The organism is Kitasatospora sp. NPDC096147, assembly GCF_044763225.1.
Classification (GTDB): Bacteria; Actinomycetota; Actinomycetes; order Streptomycetales; family Streptomycetaceae; genus Kitasatospora.
Genome location: NZ_JBIWFX010000004.1, coordinates 512,016 through 535,032, shown reverse-complemented (window position 1 = coordinate 535,032; position 23,017 = coordinate 512,016). Strand labels below are relative to the sequence as shown.

The 23,017-nt window shown below is 73.9% G+C and carries 5 protein-coding genes; all 5 read left to right on the top strand.

All coding sequences use genetic code 11. From position 1 onward, the window contains the following. The first annotated feature begins 27 nt into the window (after positions 1 to 27). The 5 genes from ACIRBX_RS16530 (at position 28) to ACIRBX_RS16510 (ending at position 22,919) form a co-directional block, all read left to right on the top strand. Positions 28 to 9,525 (top strand): amino acid adenylation domain-containing protein, encoded by a 9,498-nt coding sequence (locus tag ACIRBX_RS16530; RefSeq protein WP_402297284.1) that lies wholly within the window; start codon positions 28 to 30, stop codon positions 9,523 to 9,525. Continuing rightward, on the top strand, positions 9,522 to 19,664 hold the full coding sequence (locus ACIRBX_RS16525) for an amino acid adenylation domain-containing protein (protein WP_402297282.1): 10,143 nt from the start codon (positions 9,522 to 9,524) through the stop codon (positions 19,662 to 19,664). The genes ACIRBX_RS16530 and ACIRBX_RS16525 overlap by 4 nt, the downstream gene beginning before the upstream one ends. Then, positions 19,661 to 20,056, top strand: a complete 396-nt coding sequence (locus ACIRBX_RS16520; RefSeq protein WP_402297280.1) for a nuclear transport factor 2 family protein — start codon at positions 19,661 to 19,663, stop codon at positions 20,054 to 20,056. The genes ACIRBX_RS16525 and ACIRBX_RS16520 overlap by 4 nt, the downstream gene beginning before the upstream one ends. Before the next feature lie 55 nt (positions 20,057 to 20,111). Further along, positions 20,112 to 21,173, top strand: a complete 1,062-nt coding sequence (locus ACIRBX_RS16515) for a branched-chain amino acid aminotransferase (protein ID WP_402297278.1) — start codon at positions 20,112 to 20,114, stop codon at positions 21,171 to 21,173. A 327-nt stretch (positions 21,174 to 21,500) separates the two neighbouring features. Then, complete coding sequence (locus ACIRBX_RS16510) at positions 21,501 to 22,919, top strand: family 2B encapsulin nanocompartment shell protein (RefSeq protein ID WP_402297276.1); 1,419 nt, start codon at positions 21,501 to 21,503, stop codon at positions 22,917 to 22,919. The last annotated feature ends 98 nt before the right edge of the window (positions 22,920 to 23,017 follow it).

Sequence of the window (23,017 nt, the reverse complement as noted above, 5' to 3'; positions counted from 1 at the left end):
TCGAATGCCCTGGCTCCGGGAGGCCCGATGACTCCGCTGTCCTTCGCACAGGCCCGCCTCTGGTTCCTCAACCAGGTCGAGGGTCCCAGCCCCACCTACAACGTCCCCCTGACCGTCCGCCTCACCGGCCCGCTCGACCGGGCGGCCCTGCGGGCGGCGGTCACCGATCTGGCCGAGCGCCACGAGGCCCTGCGCACGGTCTTCACCGAGCAGGACGGCATCCCGTACCAGCAGGTGCTGGAGCGGCCCGAGATCCCCTGGTCGCTCTCCCGCCCCGCCGACGGCGAGCTGGTCGGGGCCGTCCGCGCCGCCGCGGCGCACGGCTTCGACCTCGCCACCGAACTCCCGGTCCGCGCCGACCTGTTCGAGCACGGCGCGGAGCAGGACCAGCCGGAGCAGCACGCGCCGGAACGGCACACCCTGCTGCTGACCCTGCACCACATCGCCGCCGACGGCTGGTCACTGGCCCCGCTGCTGCGGGACCTGGCCACCGCCTACCGGGCCCGTACCGCCGGCGCCGCACCGGAGTTCGAGCCACTGCCGGTGCAGTACGCGGACTACACCCTCTGGCAGCAGGACCTGCTCGGCGAGGCCGACGACCCGGAGAGCCTGCTCTCCCGGCAACTCGCTCACTGGCGCGAGGCGCTGGCCGATCTGCCGGAGGAGCTCACCGTCCCGGCCGACCGGCCCCGCCCGGCCTCGCCGTCCCACCACGGCCAGGTGCTGACCACCCGGATCGACGGTGCGCTCCGGGACCGGCTGAAGGACTTCGCCCGGCGCCACGACGCCACCCTGTTCATGGTGGTGCAGGCCGCGCTGGCCACCTTGCTCTCCCGGCTCACCGGTGCCACCGACGTGCCGCTCGGCACCCCGGTGGCCGGCCGGACCGACAGCGAGCTGGAGGAGCTGGTCGGCTTCTTCGTCAACACCCTGGTGCTGCGCACCGACCTCTCCGGCGAACCGGGCTTCCGCGAGCTGCTGGCCCGGGTCCGGGACGCCGACCTGGACGCCTACGCCCACCAGGACCTCCCGTTCGAGCGGCTGGTGGAGGAGCTGAACCCGGCCCGCAGCCTGGCCCGCCACCCGCTCTTCCAGGTCATGCTGGTGCTGCAGAACAGCCCGGACGCCCGCCCGGACTTCGCCGGTCTGACCGCCGAGGCCGAGGTCATCGACCTGGACGTGGCCAAGTTCGACCTGATCGTGGAGCTGGCCGAGGACGCCGAGGGCATCGGCGTGCTGCTCAAGTACGCCACCGACCTGCTGGACCGCGCCACCGTCGAGACCCTGGGCGAGCGGCTGCTGCGGCTGGTCGAGGCGGCCCTGAGCGACCCCGAACTCCCGGTCGGGCAGCTGGACCTGCTCTCGGCCGAGGAGCGCGTCACCCTCACCACGGGGTGGAGCGGTGGCCCGTCCACGGTGGACCCGGAGCGCACCGTGCACGGAGTCTTCGCCGACCGGGCCGCCGAGCGGCCCGACGCCACCGCCCTGGTCTTCGGCGGACGCACCGTCAGCTACCGCGAGCTGGACGAGGAATCGAACCGCCTGGCACACCACCTGCTGGCCGGCGGAGTACGGCGCGGCGAGGTGGTCGGCATCCACCTGGAGCGCACCCCCGACCTGGTCACCGCCGTCCTGGCCGTCCTCAAAGCCGGCGCCGCCTACACCGTGCTGGACCCGGAGTTCCCCGTCGAACGGCTCAACGCCCTGGCCGGCAGCACCAACCGGATCCTCACCCGGGCCGCACTGGCCGACCGGATCGACGCCCCGCAACTACTGGTCGAGGGCGCCGCCGGGCAGCCCGCCACCGCCCTGCCCGAGCAGGCGGGCCCGCTGGACGCCGCCTGCGTGATGTTCACCTCCGGCTCCACCGGCACCCCCAAGGGCGTGATCTCCCCGCACCGGGCCATCGTCGGCACCCTGCTCGGCCAGGACTTCGCCGCCCTCGACCCCGAGCAGACCTGGCTCCAGTGCTCCCCGGTCTCCTGGGACGCCTTCGCCCTCGAACTCTTCTCCCCCCTGCTCTCCGGCGGCACCTGCGTGCTCCAGCCCGGCCAACGCCCCGAACCGGCCCTGATCGCCGACCTGGTGACCCGTCACCACGTCACCAGCCTGCACGCCTCCGCCAGCCTGCTGAACTTCCTGCTCGACGAGCACCCCGGTGCCTTCACCGGTCTGCGCCAGGTGATGACCGGCGGCGAGGCCGCCTCCGTCCCGCACGTGATGCGCCTGGTCCGTGACCACCCGCAGATCAGACTGGTGAACGGCTACTCCCCCGCCGAGTCGATGATCTTCACCGTCGCCCACCACATCACCCCGGACGACGCCACCCGCCCCTCGATCCCGGTCGGCCGGGCCCTCAACGGCAAGCAACTCCACGTGCTGGACGCGCACTTGGCCCTGCTGCCACCCGGCACCCCCGGCGAGCTCTACATGGCGGGCCTGGGCCTGGCCCACGGCTACACCGGCCAGCCCGGCCTGACCGCCGAACGCTTCGTCGCCAACCCCCACGGCGCCCCCGGGAGCCGGATGTACCGCACCGGCGACCTGGTCCGCTGGCTCCCCGACGGCTCCCTGGAGTTCCTCGGCCGGGCCGACGACCAGGTCAAGATCCGCGGCTTCCGGGTCGAACCCGGCGAGGTCCGCGCCGCGATGGCCGGCTTCCCCGGCGTGGTGCAGACGGCCGTGGTGGTCCGCGAGGACCAGCCGGGCGGCAAGCGCCTGGTCGGCTACCTGACGACCGACCGGCCGGTGGACACCACGGCGCTCCGGGCCCACCTGGCCACGGTGCTGCCCGAGCACCTGGTGCCGGCCGCACTGGTCCCGCTGGACGCGCTGCCGCTCACCCCGACCGGCAAGCTCGACCACCGGGCCCTGCCGGCACCCGACCTCACGCCCCGTCAGGAGTCCCGCCCGCCGCGCAGCCGGCAGGAGGCCGTGCTCTGCGACCTCTACGCCGAGCTGCTCGGCCACGACCGGGCCGGGATCGACGACGACTTCTTCGAACTCGGCGGCCACTCCCTGCTGGCCGCCAAGCTGATCGCCCGTATCCGCTCCGCCGCAGGCGTCGAGCTGACCGTCCGAGACCTGTTCGAGGCGCCCACCGTGCTGCGCCTCGCCGAGCGAATCCGTGGCGCCCGAGGGGCGCGAAAGGGGTCCTACGTCATGGAAGAGCGTCCCGAGGAGATCCCGCTGTCGTACGCGCAGCGCCGCCTCTGGTTCCTCAACAAGCTGGAGGGGCCGAACAGCACCTACAACGTGGCGCACACCATCCGGCTGCGCGGCGAGCTGGACGTGGACGCGCTGCACACCGCCGTCTCCGACGTGGTCGGCCGGCACGAGGCGCTGCGCACCGTCTTCCTGGAGGTGGACGGCGAGCCCTACCAGCGGGTGGTGGCCCCGGGCGTGGCCCGGCCGATGGTGACGGTGCTGGACACCGACGCCGAGGAGCTGCCGCTGGAGCTGGACTTCGCCTCCCGGCACGCCTTCGACCTGATGGTCGAACTCCCCATCCGGGCCCACATCTTCGCGGTCGGACCGCAGGAGCACGTGCTGCTGCTGGTGATGCACCACATCGCCAGCGACGGCTGGTCGCTCGGCCCGGTGATGCGCGACCTGGCCACCGCCTACGGCGCGCGCTGCGACGGATCCGCCCCGCACTGGGAGCCGCTGCCGGTGCAGTACGTGGACTACACCCTCTGGCAGCAGGACCTGCTCGGCTCGGCCGACGACCCGGAGAGCCTGCTCTCCCAGCAACTCGCCTTCTGGCGCGAGGCGCTGGCCGATCTCCCGGAGGAGATCGCGCTGCCCGCCGACCGCTCCCGCCCGGCGCTGCCGTCGAACCAGGGGCAGGTGACCACCGCCCACCTGGACCAGGACCTGCACCGCCGCCTGCTGGCCTTCGCCCGGGAGAACAACGCCACCCTCTTCATGGTGATGCAGGCCGCCCTGGCCGGGCTGCTGACCAGGCTGGGCGCCGGCACCGACATCCCGCTCGGCACGCCCACCGCCGGGCGCACCGACGACGCGTTGGAGGACCTGGTCGGGTTCTTCGTCAACACCCTGGTGCTGCGCACCGACCTCTCCGGTGACCCGAGCTTCCGTCAGCTGGTGGCCCGGGTCAAGGAGGCCGACCTGGACGCCTACGCCCACCAGGACGTGCCGTTCGAGCGCCTGGTGGAGGAGCTCAACCCGGTCCGCACGCTCTCCCGCCACCCGCTGTTCCAGGTGATGCTGGTGGTGCAGAACAACGCCGAGGCCAAGCTCCGGCTGCCCGGCCTGGACACCGAGATGGCGCCCGTCACCACCGACACCGCCAAGTTCGACCTGACCCTGGGCTTCACCGAGACCTTCGGCACCGACCGCGAGCCGGCCGGCATCCGGGCGATGGCCGAGTACGCCACCGACCTGTTCGACCGGGCCTCGGTGGAGGTCATCCTGGACCGCCTGGTCCGGCTGCTGGAGGGTCAGCTGGCCGAGCCGGACGTGCCGGTGGGCCGACTGGAGATCCTCTCCGGCGAGGAGCGCCGCGCGCTGCTGGTGGACTGGAACGACACCACCACCGACTACCCGGCCGACGCCTGCGTGCACCAGCTGTTCGAGCAGCAGGCCGCCCGCCGCCCGGCCGACACCGCCCTGGTCTTCGGCGAACGGACGATCAGCTACCGGGAGTTGGACGAGCGCGCGAACCGGCTGGCCCGCCACCTGGTGGCGAGCGGCCTGCGCCGGGGCGACGTGGCCGGCATCTACCTGGAGCGCACCACCGAGCTGATCACCGCCGTGCTGGCGGTGCTCAAGGCCGGTGCCACCTACACCATGCTGGACCCGGACTTCCCGGCCGACCGGATCGCCGCCGTGCTCGGCCACACCGACGCCGCGCTGCTGCTGACCGTCTCCGACCTCGGCGGCCGGCTGCCCGGCGGCCCGCGCGAGCTGTACCTCGACACCGACGCCGGGCAGGTCGCGCAGTACCCGGCCACCGTGCTCGACCTGCCGGTCGACCCGGGCGACGCGGCCTGCGTGATGTTCACCTCCGGCTCCACCGGCGTGCCCAAGGGCGTGGTCTCCCCGCACCGGGCGATCGTCGGCACCCTGGTCGGCCAGGGCTTCGTGGACTTCGACCGGGCCCAGGTCTGGCTGCAGTGCGCGCCGGTCTCCTGGGACGCCTTCGCACTGGAGCTGTTCGGCCCGCTGCTCTCCGGCGGCACCTGCGTGCTCCAGCCCGGCCAGCGCCCCGAGCCGGCCGTCATCGCCGAGCTGGTGACCCGTCACCGGGTGACCACCCTGCACGTCTCGGCCAGCCTGCTGAACTTCCTGCTGGACGAGTACCCGGACACCTTCACCCACCTCCGGCAGGTGATGACCGGCGGCGAGGCCGCCTCCATCCCGCACGTGATGAAGCTGGTGCACGGCTTCCCGCAGATCCGGCTGGTGAACGGCTACTCCCCCGCCGAGTCGATGATCTTCACCGTCTCGCACGAGATCACCGCCGAGGACGGCTCCCGCCCGTCCATCCCGGTCGGCCGCCCGCTCGGCAACAAGCGGCTCTACGTGCTCGACGACGCCCTCGGCCTGGTCGCCCCCGGCGTCACCGGCGAGCTCTACATGACCGGCGTCGGCCTGGCGCACGGCTACGCCGGCCAGGCCGGGCTGACCGCGGAGCGCTTCGTCGCCTGCCCGTTCGGCGAGCCGGGCGCCCGGATGTACCGCACCGGCGACCTGGTGCGGTGGCGCGGCGACGGGGTGCTGGAGTTCCTCGGCCGGGCCGACGACCAGGTGAAGATCCGCGGCTTCCGGGTCGAGCCGGGCGAGATCCGGTCCGCACTGGCCGCCTTCCCCGGGGTCGGCCAGGCCGCCGTGGTGGTCCGCGAGGACCGCCCGGGTGACAGGCGCCTGGTGGCCTACGTGGTCACCGACGGCTCGCCGGAGGCCGGCGGGGTGGACGCCGCAGCGCTGCGCGGCCACGTGGCCGCGCTGCTGCCGGAGTACATGGTGCCCTCGGCGGTGGTCTTCCTGGAGGCGCTGCCGATCACCCCGACCGGCAAGCTGGACCGCCGGGCGCTGCCCGCCCCCGACCACCACCGGGGCGAGCTCGGCCGCGAGCCGCGCAACGCCCGGGAGGAGCTGCTCTGCGGCCTGTTCGCCGAGATCCTCGGCCTGGAGACGGTCGGCATCGACGACGACTTCTTCGACCTGGGCGGCCACTCGCTGCTGGTCACCCGGCTGGTCAGCCGGCTGCGCTCGGTGCTCGGCGTGGAGATCGGCATCCGCGACCTCTTCCAGGCCCCGACGGTGGCCCGGCTCGGCCAGCGGGTGGACCGCGCCCAACACGCCCGCCCGGCCCTGCGCGCGCTGCCCCGGCCGGAGCGGCTGCCGCTCTCCTTCGCCCAGCAACGCCTGTGGTTCCTCGGGCAGATGGAGGAGCAGGGCTCGGCCTACAACGTGCCGGTGACGGTGCGGCTGCGCGGCACCCTGGACACCCGTGCGCTGCGCGCCGCGGTGGACGACGTGGTCGCCCGGCACGAGGTGCTGCGGACCGTCTTCGAGGAGTTCGCCGGCCGCCCGTACCAGCGGGTGCTGGCCCCCGAGCAGGCCGACGTCCCGTGGGACGAGGCGCCGGTGACGGAGCAGGGGCTGGCCGGGGCGATCGCCCGGGCCGCCAACCAGGGCTTCGACCTGGCCACCAGCCCGCCGCTGCGGGTGCACCTGTTCGTCCTCGGCCCCCAGGAGCACGTGCTGATGCTGGTGATGCACCACATCGCCAGCGACGGCTGGTCGATGGGCCCGCTGATCCGCGACCTGGGCGCCGCCTACGCGGCCCGCTCGACGGCGGGCGCGGCCCCCGACTGGGCCCCGCTCCCGGTGCAGTACGCCGACTACACCCTCTGGCAGCAGGAGCTGCTCGGCGCGGACGACGACCCGGCCAGTCTGCTCTCCCAGCAACTCGCCTACTGGCGCGGCGCGTTGGCCGATCTGCCGGAGGAGCTGAACCTCCCGACCGACCGGCCCCGGCCGGCCGCGCCGAGCCACCTCGGCGACGCGGTCTGGGTGACCACCGACGCCGAGCTGCACGCCCGGCTGCTGACCTTCGCCCGGGAGCACCAGGCGACGCTGTTCATGGTGCTCCAGGCCGGCCTGGCCGCCCTGCTCTCCCGGCTCGGCGGCGGCACCGACATCCCGCTCGGCACCCCGGTGGCCGGCCGGGTGGACGAGGCGGCCGACGACCTGGTCGGCTTCTTCGTCAACACCCTGCTGCTGCGCACCGACCTCTCCGGTGACCCGAGCTTCCGTCAGCTGGTCGAGCGGGTCCGGGAGTCCGACCTGGACGCCTACGCCCACCAGGACGTGCCGTTCGAGCGCCTGGTGGAGGAGCTCAACCCGGTCCGCACGCTCTCCCGCCACCCGCTGTTCCAGATCATGCTGGTGGTGCAGAACAACAGCTCGGCCGAGCTGCGCGTGCCGGGCCTGGAGGCGTCCGTCGTCCCGGCCGGGGTGGACACCGTGAAGTTCGACCTGACGGTGGCCGTCACCGAGCGCCGCGAGGCCGGTGCCCCGGCCGGGCTGAAGATCAACATCGACTACGCCTCCGACCTCTACGACCACGCCACCGTCGAGGAGCTGGCACACCGTCTGGTCCGGCTGCTGGAGGGCGCGCTGGCCGCGCCGGAGCTGCCGGTGGGCCGGGTGGACGTGCTCGCCCCGGCCGAGCGGGAGCTGCTGACCGAGCGGCTGAGCGGTGGCCCCTCCACGGTGGACCCGGAGCGCACCGTGCACGGCGTGTTCGCCGGCCAGGCCGCCGAGCAGCCCGACGCCACCGCCCTGGTCTTCGGCGGACGCACCGTCAGCTACCGCGAGCTGGACGAAGCATCGAACCGCCTGGCACACCACCTGCTGGCCGGCGGCGTACGGCGCGGCGAGGTGGTCGGCATCCACCTGGAGCGCACCCCCGACCTGGTCACCGCCGTGCTCGCCGTCCTCAAGGCCGGCGCCGCCTACACCGTGCTGGACCCGGAGTTCCCCGTCGAACGGCTCAACGCCCTGGCGCGGACCACCCGTTGGACGCTGACCGACGCGGCCCGCAGCGGCCGGATCACCACCCCCGAGCTGCTGGTCGAGGGCGCGGCGGGGCAGCCCACCACCGCCCTGCCCGAGCAGGCCGGCCCACTGGACGCCGCCTGCGTGATGTTCACCTCCGGCTCCACCGGCACCCCCAAGGGCGTGATCTCCCCGCACCGGGCCATCGTCGGCACCCTGCTCGGCCAGGACTTCGCCGCCCTCGACCCCGAGCAGGTCTGGCTCCAGTGCTCCCCGGTCTCCTGGGACGCCTTCGCCCTCGAACTCTTCTCCCCCCTGCTCTCCGGCGGCACCTGCGTGCTCCAGCCCGGCCAGCGCCCGGAGCCGACCGTGATCGCGCAGCTCACCGCCGAGCACGCGGTGACCACCCTGCACGTCTCGGCCAGCCTGCTGAACTTCCTGCTGGACGAGTACCCGGGCACCTTCACCGGTCTGCGCCAGGTGATGACCGGCGGCGAGGCCGCCTCCATCCCGCACGTGATGCGGCTGGTGACCGACTTCCCGCAGATCCGGCTGGTGAACGGCTACTCGCCCGCCGAGTCGATGATCTTCACCGTCGCCCACCACATCACCCCGGACGACGCCGCCCGCCCCTCGATCCCGGTCGGCCGGGCCCTGAACGGCAAGAAGCTCTGGGTGCTGGACCAGCACCTCGCCCTGGTCGCCCCCGGCGTCGTCGGCGAGCTGCACATGGCGGGCCTGGGCCTGGCCCACGGCTACACCGGCCAGCCCGGCCTGACCGCCGAACGCTTCGTCGCCAACCCCCACGGCGCCCCCGGGAGCCGGATGTACCGCACCGGCGACCTCGTGCGCTGGCTCCCCGACGGCTCGCTGGAGTTCCTCGGCCGGGCCGACGACCAGGTCAAGATCCGCGGCTTCCGGGTCGAACCCGGCGAGGTCCGCGCCGCGGTCGCCTCGTACGGGGCGGCCGGGGAGATCGGCCAGACGGCCGTGGTGGTCCGCGAGGACCAGCCCGGTGACAAGCGTCTGGTGGCCTACCTGACGGCCGATCACCCGGTGGACACCGCCGCCCTGCGGGCCCACGTGGCCGAGCGGCTGCCCGAGTACATGGTGCCGTCCGCCTTCGTCCAGCTCGACGTGCTCCCGATGACGCCCACCGGCAAGCTCGACCGCCGCGCCCTGCCGGCGCCCGACCTGACCCAGCGTCCGGCCGGCCGGGCCCCCCGGGACGAGAAGGAGGAGAAGCTCTGCGGCCTGTTCGCCGAGATCCTCTGCCTGGAGACGGTCGGCATCGACGACAACTTCTTCGAGCTCGGCGGCCACTCCCTGCTGGTCACCCGTCTGATCAGCCGGGTCCGCTCGGTGCTCGGGGCCGAACTCACCATCAAGGCCGTCTTCGAGGCGCCGACGGTGGCCGACCTGACCGGCCGCCTGACCACCGCCGTCCGCGCTCGTCCGGCCCTGCGGGCCCGGTCCAAGGAGGTCAGCTCGTGATCCCGCTCTCCTACGCCCAGGCCAGACTCTGGTTCTACGAGCAGATCACCGGCACCAGCTCGGCCTACAACCTGCCGCACGCGCTGCGCCTGCGCGGCGCGTTGGACACCTCGGCACTGGAGCTCGCGCTCACCGACGTACTGGCCCGGCACGAGGCGCTGCGCACCGTCTACGGCGAGGCCGACGGCCGCCCGTACCAGCGGGTGCTGGACCCCGAACTCGCCCAGCCGGTCTGGACGGTGACCGAGACCACCGAGGAGCAGCTGCCCGCCGAGCTGGACCGGGCCTGCAACCTGTCCTTCGACCTGACCGCCGAGCTGCCGATCCGCCCCTTCCTGCACCGCCTGCCCGGCGGCCGGGAGCACGTGCTGCTGCTGGTGATGCACCACATCGCCACCGACGGCTGGTCGCTCGGCCCGCTGGTGCGGGACCTGGCCGCCGCCTACACCGCCCGCCTCGGCGGGGCGGCCCCGGTCTGGGAGCCGCTGCCGGTGCAGTACGCCGACTACACCCTCTGGCAGCAGGAGCTGCTCGGCGAGGAGGACGACCCGGAGAGCCTGATCTCGGCCCAACTCGCCCACTGGCGCGAGACCCTGGCCGGTCTGCCGGACGAGGTGGCGCTGCCGCTGGACCGGCCCCGGCCGGCCGTCCCGGCCCACAAGGGCACGGCGGTCTCGGCGGTCGGCTCGCCCGAGCTGCACTCCCGGCTGACCGCCTTCGCCCGGGAGCACGGCGCGACCGTCTTCATGGTGGTGCAGGCCGCGCTGGTCTCGCTGATGACCCGGCTCGGCGCCGGGACGGACATCCCGATCGGCACCGCCACCGCCGGGCGCGGGGACGAGGCGCTGGACGACCTGGTCGGCTTCTTCGTCAACACCCTGGTGCTGCGCACCGACGCCTCCGGCGACCCGGGCTTCGCCGAGCTGGTGGCCCGGGTCAAGGAGGCGGACCTGACCGCCTTCGCCCACCAGGACGTGCCGTTCGAGCGCCTGGTCGAGGAGCTCAACCCGGCCCGCAGCCTCTCCCGGCACCCGCTGTTCCAGCTGATGCTGCTGGCCCAGTCGGTGGGCGAAGGGGGCGGCGGAGGACCGGAGTTCGGCCCGCTGGAGACCACGGTCGTGCCGGTCGGCACCGACGCGGTGAAGTTCGACCTGACCCTGGCGGTCGGCGAGTCGGCCGAGGGCCTGAAACTGAACGCCGACTTCGCCACCGAGGTGCTGGACGCCGACAGCGTCCGCCGCCTGCTGGCCCAGCTGCTCCGGCTGCTGGACGCGGCGCTGGCCGACCCGGCACTGCCGGTCAGCCGGCTCCCCCTGCTCACCGAGGAGGAGGAGCGGGCCGCCCTGGCCCCCGCCCTGGTCACCGCCCCGGCCACCGTGCCGGTGCACGAGCTGATCGCCGAGCGGGCTCGCACCGCGCCGGACGCGGTGGCCGTCGAGAGCTCCGGCGAGCGCCTCAGCTACGCCGAACTCGACTCCCGGGCCAACGAGTTGGCCAACCACCTGATTCCGCTGGGCGCCGCGCCCGGCCGGCTGGTCGGCATCTGCCTGGAGCGTTCGGTCGAGCGGATCGTCACCCTGCTGGCGATCCTGAAGACCGGCGCCGCCTACGTCACGCTGGACGCCTCCTACCCGGCCGACCGGCTGGCCTACATCGCCGAGGACGCCGCGCTGCCGCTGGTGGTGACCGACGCCCGGCTGCTGGAGCGCCTGCCGGAGAGCGCCGCCGTCGCGGTGCTGTACGGCGAGCAGGCCGGCGGCTCGCTCGCCGCCCCGGTGGTGACGGTCCGTCCGCACGAGGCCGCCTACGTGATCTACACCTCGGGCTCCACCGGGCGTCCCAAGGGCGTGGTGGTCGAGCACGGCGGGCTGAGCGACCTGTGCGCCTGGATGCTGCGCGAGTTCGGCCACTCCCCCGCCGACCGGGCCAGCCAGGTCTCCACCCCCGGCTTCGACTCCTCGGTGATCGAGCTCTGGCCGGTCCTGGTGGCCGGCGGCACCGCCTGCCTGCCGGACGAGCGGCTGCTGGAGGACGCCGAGGCGCTGACCGGCTGGATCGCCGAGCAGGGCATCACCGTCTGCTTCATGCCCACCCCCCGGCTGGAGGCCTCCCTCGACGACCTGACGGCCCGTCCGGGCGCGCTGCGGCTGGTCTACCTGGGCGGCGACACCCTGCGCCGCTGGCCCGAGCCGGGCGTGCCGTTCCGGATGTCCAACCAGTACGGCCCGACCGAGTTCACCGTCGCGGCCACCGCCGCCGAGCTGGGGCCGGAGCCCTCCCCGGGCGCGCTGCCGCCGATCGGCATCGCCGTCGACAACACCCGCGCCTACGTGCTCGATTCGCACCTGCGGCCCGTCCCGACCGGTGCCACCGGCGAGCTCTACCTCTCCGGCACGGGCATCACCCGGGGCTACCTGAACCGCCCCGGCCTCACCGCCGAACGCTTCGTCGCCGACCCGCACAGCGCCGACGGCTCCCGGATGTACCGCACCGGCGACCTGGTGCGCCGCCGCCCCGACGGCCAGCTCGCCTTCGCCGGCCGCGCCGACCAGCAGGTCAAGATCCGCGGCCTGCGCATCGAACTCGGCGAGATCGAAGCCCTGCTGACCAGGCACCCGGCGGTGCTGCAGACCGCGCTGGACGTCCAGCAGGACCGACTGGTGGCCTACCTGACCGGCAGCGAGCCGCTGGACCCGGCCGAGCTGCGCCGGCACGCCGCGCAGTGGCTGCCGGACTACATGGTGCCCGCCGCCTACGTCCAGCTGGACGCCCTGCCGCTCACCCCGAACGGCAAGCTCGACCGCCGTGCCCTGCCCGTCGCCGAACTCCCCGGCCGGGAGGGCGGGCGGGCACCCCGCAGCACCACCGAGGAGCTGCTCTGCGGCATCTACGCCGAGCTGCTCGGCGAGGACGCCGTCACCATCGACGACTCCTTCTTCGACCTCGGCGGCCACTCCCTGCTGGTCACCCGCCTGATCAGCCGGGTCCGCACCGCACTCGGCGCCGAACTCACCGTCAAGGCGGTCTTCGAGGCCCCCACGGTGGCCGAGCTGGTGCACCACCTCTCCACCACCGACACCTCCCGCCCGGTCCTGCGCCGCTCGCCCGAGCCGGGCCCGAGCGCGCCGCTCTCCCCGGCGCAGGCCCGGCTCTGGTTCCACCAGCAGGCCCAGGGCACCGGGAGCACCGCCTACAACTTCCCGTACGCGATCCGGCTGGCCGGCGAGCTGGACCGGGCCGCGCTGGAGTCGGCCCTGGCCGACGTGGTCGCCCGGCACGAGGTGCTGCGCACCGGGTACCGGGAGGTCGACGGCGAGCCGCAGCAGGTGGTCCGGGCGGCCGAACTCGCGCTGCCGGAATGGTCGTTCGCCGAGCTGACCGGCGAGCAGCTGCGGGCCGAGCTGGCCCGGGTCGGTGACCTGCCGTTCGACCTGGCCACCGACCTGCCGATCCGCCCCCACCTCTACCGGACCGGCGAGCAGGAGCACGTGCTGCTGCTGGTGCTGCACCACATCGCCACCGACGGCTGGTCGCTCGGCCCGTTCACCCGGGACCTGGCCACCGCCTACCGGGCCCGCCGGGACGGCGCGGCGCCGAGCTGGAAGCCGCTGCCGGTGCAGTACACCGACTACACCCGCTGGCAGCGCGAGCTGCTGGGCACCGACCAGGACCCGGAGAGCCTGCTCAGCCGTCAACTCGCGCACTGGCGCGAGACGCTGGCCGGGCTGCCGGACGAGGTCACCCTCCCGCTGGACCGGCCCCGCCCGGCGGTGCCCACCCAGCAGGGCGCGGCGGTCAGCCTGACCAGCTCGCCCGAGCTCCAGGCCCGGCTGCTCGCCTTCACCCGGGAGCGGCACGTCACCCTCTACATGGCCGCCCAGGCCGTGCTGGCCGCGCTGCTCTCCCGGCTCGGCGCGGGCACCGACATCCCGATCGGCACCGCCACCGCCGGGCGCACCGACGAGGCGCTGGACGAGCTGGTCGGCTTCTTCGTCAACACCCTGGTGCTGCGCACCGACGTGTCCGGCGAGCCCGGCTTCGCCGAGCTGGTGGCCCGGGTCCGGGAGGCCGACCTGGCCGCCTTCGCCCACCAGGACGTGCCGTTCGAGCGCCTGGTCGAGGAGCTCAACCCGGCCCGCAGCCTCTCCCGGCACCCGCTGTTCCAGATCATGCTGCTCGCCCAGCCCCCGGTCTCCGCGACCGGCGGCGGCGAGGGCTTCGGCGAGCTGACGGCCGGCCCGGTGCCGGTCGGCACCAGCACGGTGAAGTTCGACCTCACGCTGGCCGTCACCGAGACCCCGGAGGGTCTGCGGCTGAACGCCGACTACGCCGCCGAGCTGCTGGACGAGCAGACCGTCACCCGGCTGCTGGAGCGCTTCCTGCGCCTGCTGGAGGCCGCCCTCGACGACCCCGCGCTGCCGGTCGGCCGGCTGGAGCTGCTCGGCGAGCAGGAGCGGCACGACGTGCTGGAGGGCTGGAACGACACCGCCGTGCCGTTCCGCACCGACCGCCGGGTCCCCGAGGTGATCGCCGAGCACGCCCGGCTGACCCCGGACGCACCCGCCGTGGAGTGCGGCGAGCGCGTCCTCTCCTACCGTCAACTGGACACCGCTGCGAACGAGTTGGCGCAGCACCTGATCGCCCGGGGAGTCCGCCGGGGCGACCTGCTCGGAGTCTGCCTGGGCCGGGGCACCGAGCAGGTGGTCACCCTGCTGGCCGTCCTCAAGGCCGGTGCCGCCTACGTCCCGCTGGACGCCTCCTACCCCGCCGACCGCCTCGCCTACATCGCCGAGGACGCCGGGCTGCGCCTGGTGGTCACCGAGCCGGCCCTGGCCGACCGCCTGACCGGCACCGAGCTGGTGCACTACGGCGAGCAGTCGGGCGCCCCGACGGCCGACCCGGCGGTGCCGGTGCACCCGCGCGACGCCGCCTACGTGATCTACACCTCCGGCTCCACCGGCCGCCCCAAGGGCGTGGTCTGCGAGCACGCCGGGCTGACCAACCTGACCGAGTGGATGGTGCACGAGTACGGGCTGAGCAGCACCGACCGGGCCAGCCAGATCGCCACCCCCGGCTTCGACTCCTCGGTGATGGAGCTCTGGTCGATCCTGGTGGCCGGCGGCACCGCCTGCCTGCCGACGCCCCGACTGCTGGACGACGCCGAGGCGCTGACCCGCTGGGTGGCCGAGGCCGGGATCACCGCCTGCTACATGCCGACGCCCCGGATGGAGGCCGCCCTCGACGAGCTGACGGCCCGTCCGGGCGCCCTGCGCCTGCTCTACCTGGGCGGCGACACCCTGCGCCGCTGGCCCGAGCCGGGCGTGCCGTTCCGGATGTCCAACCAGTACGGCCCGACCGAGTTCTCCGTCACCACCACCTCGGCCGACCTCGGCCCCGAGCCGACCCCCGGCGCGCTGCCGCCGATCGGCCGCCCGGCCGCCAACAACCGCGCCTACGTGCTGGACGCGTACCTGCGGCCCGTCCCGGTCGGCGCCACCGGCGAGCTCTACCTGGCCGGCGCCGGCATCACCCGCGGCTACCTGGGCCGCCCGGGCCTGACCGCCGAGCGCTTCCCGGCCTGCCCGTACGGGACGGACGGCGAGCGGATGTACCGCACCGGCGACCTGGTCCGGCTCCGGCCGGACGGGCAGCTGGCCTTCCTCGGCCGGGCCGACCAGCAGGTGAAGATCCGCGGCCTGCGGATCGAGCTCGGCGAGATCGAGGCCCTGCTGACCAGGCACCCCGACGTCGCCCAGACCGCCCTGCTGGTCCGCGAGGACCGCCCCGGCGACAGGCGCCTGGTGGCCTACCTGACCGGCCACCGCCCGCTGGAGGCGGCCGAGTTGGCCGCCTACGCGGCCCACTGGCTGCCCGCCTACATGGTGCCCGCCGCCTTCGTGCAGCTGGACGCCCTGCCGCTCACCCCGAACGGCAAGCTGGACCGCCGCGCCCTGCCCGCCCCCGAGCTGCCCGAGCGTGGCACCGGCCGGGCCCCGCGCACCGGCACCGAGGAGCTGCTCTGCGGCGTCTACGCCGAGCTGCTCGGTGCGGACGCCGTCACCATCGACGACTCCTTCTTCGACCTCGGCGGCCACTCCCTGCTGGTCACCCGGCTGATCAGCCGGGTCCGCACCGCGCTGGGCGCCGAACTCACCGTCCGGGCGGTCTTCGAGGCCCCCACCGTGGCCGGCCTGGCCGAGCGGCTGGCCGCCGACGGGGCACTCGGCGCCGGGCTCCGGCTCGCCCTCCGCCCGGCCGAGCGCGGCGCCACCGCGCCGCTCTCCCCGGCACAGGCCCGGCTCTGGTTCCACGAGCAGGTGCAGGGGCCGAGCGCGGCCTACAACCTCCCGTACGCGCTGCGCCTGGACGGGGAGTTGGACACGGCGGCACTGCGGCGGGCGCTCACCGACCTGACCGACCGTCACGAGATCCTGCGCACCACCTACCTGGAGGGCCCGGACGGGCCGCTCCAGCGGGTGCTGCCGACCGGGACCACCCCCGAGTGGGTGGAGCACGACACCCCCGAGGCCGATCTCGACACCGCCCTGGCGGCGGGCTGCGGCCACGTCTTCGACCTCACCACCGAACTCCCGCTGCGCGCCGTGCTGCACCGGCTCGCGCCGGACGCCCACGTGCTGCTGCTGGTCACCCACCACATCGCCACCGACGGCTGGTCGCTCGGCCCGCTGCTGCGCGACCTGGCCGCCGCCTACGCGGCCCGGGCCGGCGGCCTGGCTCCGGCCTGGCAGCCCCTGCCGGTGCAGTACGCCGACTACACCCTCTGGCAGCAGGAGCTGCTCGGCTCCGACCAGGACCCGGAGAGCCTGCTCTCCGCCCAACTCGCCCACTGGCGCGGCGAGCTGGCCGCCCTGCCGGACGAGGTCACCGTCCCGCTGGACCGGCCCCGCCCGGCCCGCCCGACCTTCCGGGGCGCCGCCGTCTCCACCACCGGCAGCACCGCGCTCCAGGCCCGGCTGACCGGCTTCGCCCGGGCCCAGCAGGCCACCACCTACATGGTGGTGCAGGCCGCGCTGGCCGCCCTGCTGGCCCGGCTCGGGGTGGGCACCGACGTCCCGATCGGCACCGCCACGGCCGGCCGCACCGACGAAGCCCTCGACGACCTGGTCGGCTTCTTCGTCAACACCCTGGTACTGCGCACCGACGCCTCCGGCGACCCGAGCTTCCGTCAACTGCTGCACCGGGCCCGGGAGACGGCGCTCGCCGCCTACGCCCACCAGGACGTGCCGTTCGAGCGCCTGGTGGAGGAGGCCAACCCGGCCCGCAGCCTCTCCCGGCACCCGCTGTTCCAGATCATGCTGCTCACCCAGCCGCCCGGCTCCGGCCACGGCGCCGGCTACCCCGGCCTGACCAGCACCCCGGTGGCGATCGGCACCGGCTCCGCCAAGTTCGACCTGACCCTGGCGGTGGCCGAGACCGAGGAGGGCCTGCGACTCACCGCCGACTACGCCACCGACCTGCTGGACGGCGCGTCGGTGAGCCGCCTGCTGGCCCAGCTGCTCCGGCTGCTGGACGCGGCGCTGGCCGACCCGGACCGGCCGATCGGCACCCTGCCGCTGCTCACCGCCGCCGAGGAGGCCGCCGCCCTCGCCCCCGGCACCGTCACCGGGCCGGCCACCGTACCGGTGCACGAGCTGATCGCCGAGCACGCCCGGGTGACTCCGGACGCACCCGCTCTGGAGTGCGGCGAGCGCGTCCTCTCCTACCGTCAACTGGACACCGCTGCGAACGAGTTGGCGCAGCACCTGACCGCCCGGGGAGTCCGCCGGGGCGATCCGGTCGGGGTCTGCCTGGGCCGGGGCCCGGAGCTGGTGGTCACCCTGCTGGCCGTCCTCAAGGCCGGTGCCGCCTACGTCCCGCTGGACGCCTCCTATCCCGCCGACCGCCTCGCCTTCCTGGCCGAGGACGCCGGGCTCCGCCTGGTGGTCACCGAACCCGCCCTGGCCGACCGCCTGACCGGCACCGAGCTGGTGCACTACGGCGAGCAGACCGGCGCTCCGGCCACCGCCCCGGCGGTGACGGTCGGTCAGCGGGACGCCGCCTACGTGATCTACACCTCGGGCTCCACCGGGCGTCCCAAGGGCGTGGTGGTCGAGCACGGCGGGCTGAGCGACCTGTGCGCCTGGATGCGCCGCGCCTACGGCGTGGCCGCCACCGACCGGGCCAGCCAGATCGCCACCCCCGGCTTCGACGCCTCGGTGATGGAGCTCTGGCCGGTGCTCACCGCCGGGGGCACCGCCTGCCTGCCCGACCCGGCCCTGCTGGAGGACGCCGAGGCGCTCACCGAGTGGGTCGCCGAGGCCCGGATCACCGCCTGCTTCATGCCCACCCCCCGTCTGGAGGCCTCCCTCGACGACCTGACGGCCCGTCCGGGCGCGCTCCGCCTGCTGTACCTCGGCGGCGACACCCTGCGCCGCTGGCCCGAGCCGGGCGTGCCGTTCCGGATGGTCAACATGTACGGGCCCACCGAGTACACCGTCGCGGCCACCGCCGCCGACCTCGGCCCCGAGCCCTCCCCCGGCGCGCTGCCGCCGATCGGCACCGCCGTCGACAACACCCGCGCCTACGTCCTCGACCAGCACCTGCGCCCCGTCCCGGTCGGCGCCACCGGCGAGCTCTACCTCTCCGGCACCGGCATCACCCGCGGCTACCTGAACCGCCCCGGCCTCACCGCCGAACGCTTCGTCGCCGACCCGCACAGCACCGACGGCGCCCGGATGTACCGCACCGGCGACCTCGTCCGCCGCCGCCCCGACGGCCGGCTCGCCTTCGCCGGCCGCGCCGACCAACAGGTCAAGATCCGCGGCCTGCGCATCGAACTCGGCGAGATCGAAGCCCAGTTGACCCGCCACCCGGCGGTGCTCCAGGCCGCCCTGGACGTCCGGGACGGCCGACTGGTCGCCTACCTCACCGCGACCGGACCGGTGGACGGGGCCGAGCTGCGCCGGCACGCCGCCGGGCAGCTGCCCGAGTACATGGTGCCCGCCGCCTACGTCCAGCTGGACGCCCTGCCGCTCACCCCGAACGGCAAGCTCGACCGCCGCGCCCTGCCCGCCCCCGAGCTCCCCACCCGCGCCGAAGGACGCGCCCCCCGGACCCCGCGCGAAGAGCTGCTCCGCACCCTGTTCGCCGAGGCCCTGACCCAGCCCGACCTGACCGTCGACGACGACTTCTTCGCCCTCGGCGGCCACTCCCTGCTGGCCACCCGGCTGGTCAGCCGGATCCGCACCGCGCTCGGCGTCCGGCTGAACCTGCGCTCGCTGTTCGAGGCGCCGACCGTGGCCGCGCTGGCCGAACTGCTGGACTCCGGAGCCGAGTCGGACGCCCTGGCGGTGCTGCTGCCGCTCCGGCCGCGCGGCTCCCGGCCCCCGCTGTTCTGCGTCCACCCGGCCGCCGGGATCAGCTGGGTGTTCTCCGGTCTGCTCCGCACCCTCGACCCCGAGCAGCCGGTCTACGGGCTGCAGTCCCGGGCCTTCGCCGAGCCCTCGGCCGCACCCGTCTCGATCGAGCAGATGGCCAAGGACTACCTGGAGCAGCTCCGCCGGGTGCAGCCCGAGGGCCCGTACCACCTGCTCGGCTGGTCCTACGGCGGCGCGGTGGCCCACGAGATGGCCTGCCAACTCCGCTCGGCGGGCGAGGAGGTGGCCCTGCTGGCGATGCTGGACGGCTACCCGCCGATCCCCGCGCAGCTGCGCGCGTGGTCACCCGAGGACGGCTCCACGCTGGCCGCCCTGCTCGCCACCCTCGGCTACCCGCTGGACGGGTACCGGGACGGCCGGCCGACACCGGCCGAGTACCGGGCCGCCGTCCGGGAGCCGGACGGCCCGCTGGCCGGGCTGGAGCGCGAGCTGACCGAGGCACTGCCCCGGGTGTTCGCCGCCAACCTCAACCTGCTGGCCGGGCACACCCCCGGCCACTTCGACGGCGACCTGCTGTTCTACCTCGCCACCGCCGACCGCACCGCGGACTCGGCCGACCCGGCGCTCTGGCTGCCGCACCTCGGCGGCCGGCTCACCGTCCACGCGATCGACACCGCCCACGCCCTGATGACCCGTCCGGAGCCGCTCGCCGCGATCCGGCCCACCCTGACCGCCGCGCTGCTCCCCGAGGAGACCCGATGACCACCACCCCCGCCCTCGAACCCGCCACCGTGGAAGCCGACTTCGCCGTCTCCGTGGTCCGCCGCTTCTACCACCTGGTGGACACCGGGGACGCCCCCGGCCTGGCCGCGCTGTTCGCCCCCGACGCCGAGTACCGGCGGCCCGGCTACGGCCTGATGACCGGCCCGGAGGGCCTGCTCGGCTTCTACGGCCGCGACCGCACCATCGCCTCCGGCGCGCACACCCTGACCACCGTGCTGGCGGACGGCCCGACGGTCGGCGTGTTCGGCGAGTTCCACGGCCTGCTGCACTCCGGTGCCCCGGTGGACCTGCGCTTCGCCGACAGCTTCACGGTCCGCCCCGACGGCCTGTTCGCCACCCGGGACACCTACTTCTTCGCTCCGCTCGTCTGACCCCCTGCCACCCCGACCCCCGACCCCGAGACCCGAGACCCCAGAGGAGACCACCATGACCACCATCGTCGAGCCCACCGCCCAGGTCATCACCAACCCCGGCCACGGCGAGTCCTTCACCGCGCACATGATCTCGATGGACTGGAACGAGCAGGACGGCTGGTCGGCCCCCGAGCTCGGCCCGCTGGAGAACCTCTCCATCCACCCCGCGATGATCGGCCTGCACTACGGCCAGGTCGCCTTCGAGGGCCTGAAGGCGCACCGCCGAGCGGACGGCACCGTCGGCACCTGGCGCTCCCGGGACCACGCGCTCCGCTTCCAGCGCTCCTGCGCACGGCTGGCCATCCCGGAGCTCCCGGTGGAGACCTTCGTCTCCGTCATCGACCAGCTGATCGAGGCCGACCAGGGCCAGCTCTCCGACGACCCCTCGCACAGCATCTACATCCGGCCGATGATCTTCGGCACCGACACCTCGCTGATGCTCCGTCCGTCCCGCACCTACCGCTTCCTGCTGATGGCCTTCGTGGCCGGCGGCTTCTTCGGCGACAACACCCAGACCGTCTCGGTGCACGTCAGCCACGACTACGTCCGGGCCTTCCCGGGCGGCACGGGCAACGTGAAGATCGCCGGCAACTACGCGCCCTCCTTCGTCGCCCAGCGCGAGGCCGAGGCGCTCGGCTGCCAGCAGGTGGTCTGGCTGGACGCGTTGGAGCGCACCTACATCGAGGAGATGGGCGGGATGAACATGTTCCTGGTGCGCGGCAGCGGTGCCGACGCCCAGGTGATCACCCCTCAGCTGACCGGCACCCTGCTCCCCGGCGTCACCCGCAACTCGCTGCTGGCGCTCGCCGAGCGGCTCGGCTACCGCACCGGCGAGGAGCGGATCTCGCTGGAGCAGTGGCGCCGGGAGTGCGCGGACGGCACCGTCACCGAGGTGTTCGCCTGCGGCACCGCCGCCGTGGTCACCCCGGTCGGTCTGGTCCGTGACCGGGACGGCGACTGGGTGATCGGTGACGGCACGGCCGGCCCGGTCACCCGTGCCCTTCGGACCGCCCTGACCGACCTGCACCACGGCCTGGCCGCCGACCCGGACGGCTGGCTGCACATCGGCAGCTGACCGCCCGTCCGCGGTCCGCGCCCCCGCACGCCCCCGGAAGCCGCCCGCTCCCCGTCCTCACGGGGGCGGGCGGCTTCCGTTCGGGCACGACCGTGAGCAGATCCGAGCACACGATGATCGGACCAGTCCGGTGATTCACTCGTTCGGGGGAGTCCGGAGACAGTGCCCGACCCGGTCGGCCGATGTGGATCTAGTGTCGTCAGAGGTCGGGGTGGGGCAGGCCGGACGATCGACCGGCGACTCCAAGCCCGGTGTTATTCACATACTTTGACGACCTGTCAGTGATGGCAGGGCGTCCGCCGAGCCACTATGAAGGAGACCCGGCAGATGTCCGTGGACGCAGGCCTGGAGAACACGAACTCCCAGGCACCGGAGAAGCAGCTCAGCCTCGGCACCGCCGCCGCCCGCAATCTCGCCACCACGACCAAGTCCGCACCGCAGATGCAGGAGATCACCTCCCGCTGGCTGCTCAAGGTGCTCCCCTGGGTCCAGACCTCGGGCGGTGCCTTCCGGGTCAACCGCCGTCTGACCTACACCGTCGGCGACGGCCGGATCGACTTCGTGAAGACCGGCTCCGAGGTCCGGGTGATCCCGGGCGAGCTGGGCGAGCTGGCCCTGCTGCGCGGCTTCGAGGGCCAGGACGTGCTGACCGCGCTGGCCGACCGCTGCGTGCAGCGGGAGTTCCGGGCCGGCGAGGTGCTGGCCGAGCTCGGTGAGCCGATCACCCAGCTGCACCTGCTGGCACACGGCAAGGTCGCCCGGGCCGGTCTGGACGCCTACGACGCGCCCACCCAGCTCGGCGTGCTGGCCGACGGCGACCGGTTCGGCGAGCAGGCGCTGACCGAGCAGGACGCCCTCTGGGACTACACCGTCACCGCCGCGACCAACGGCACCCTGCTCACCCTGAGCCGGGCCGACTTCCAGGCCGTGCTGGACCAGTCGCCCGAACTCCAGGCCCACCTGGCCGAGTTCCTCACCCTCCCGCAGCAGCGGCAGAACGAGCTGGGCGAGGCGGAGATCGCCCTCTCGGCCGGCCACTGGGGCGAGGTCGAGCTGCCGGGCACCTTCGTGGACTACGACCTCAAGCCGCGCGAGTACGAGCTGAGCGTGGCCCAGACCGTGCTGCGGGTGCACACCCGGGTCGCCGACCTCTACAACCAGCCGATGAACCAGACCGAGCAGCAGCTCCGCCTGACCATCGAGGCGCTGAAGGAGCGCCAGGAGCACGAGCTCATCAACAACCCGGAGTTCGGCCTGCTCAACAACGCCGACTTCAAGCAGCGCATCCAGGCCCACTCCGGCGCCCCCACCCCGGACGACCTGGACGAGCTGCTCTCGATGCGCCGGGACACCCACTTCCTGCTGGCCCACCCGCGCACCATCGCGGCGATCGGCCGCGAGTTCAACGCCCGCGGCCTGTACCCGGACCACGTGGACCTGCACGGCTCCAAGGTGGCCGCCTGGCGCGGCGTCCCGATCCTGCCGGTCAACAAGATCCCGGTGACCAAGGAGCGCACCAGCTCGATCATCGCGCTCCGGGTCGGCGAGGCCGAGCAGGGCGTGATCGGCCTGCACCAGACCGGCATCCCGGACGAGTACCAGCCGAGCCTGTCGGTCCGCTTCATGGGCATCGACGAGAAGGCCATCATCAACTACCTGGTCACCGCCTACTACTCCGCCGCCGTCCTGGTGCCGGACGCCCTGGGTGTCCTGGAGAACGTCCAGATCTCGCACGGCCGCGACTGACCGTCGTCTCACGTAGCGGGGTGCTGGGCGGGCCGGATTCCTCCGGTCCGCCCAGCACCGTGTCGCCCAAGTCCCCGTCCACCGTCCCCACGAGCCAC

Coding starts and splice junctions, on each gene's coding strand:
- ACIRBX_RS16510 (WP_402297276.1), top strand. CDS start 21,501: ATGTCCGTGGACGCAGGCCTGGAGAACACGAACTCCCAGGCACCGGAG.
- ACIRBX_RS16530 (WP_402297284.1), top strand. CDS start 28: ATGACTCCGCTGTCCTTCGCACAGGCCCGCCTCTGGTTCCTCAACCAG.
- ACIRBX_RS16515 (WP_402297278.1), top strand. CDS start 20,112: ATGACCACCATCGTCGAGCCCACCGCCCAGGTCATCACCAACCCCGGC.
- ACIRBX_RS16520 (WP_402297280.1), top strand. CDS start 19,661: ATGACCACCACCCCCGCCCTCGAACCCGCCACCGTGGAAGCCGACTTC.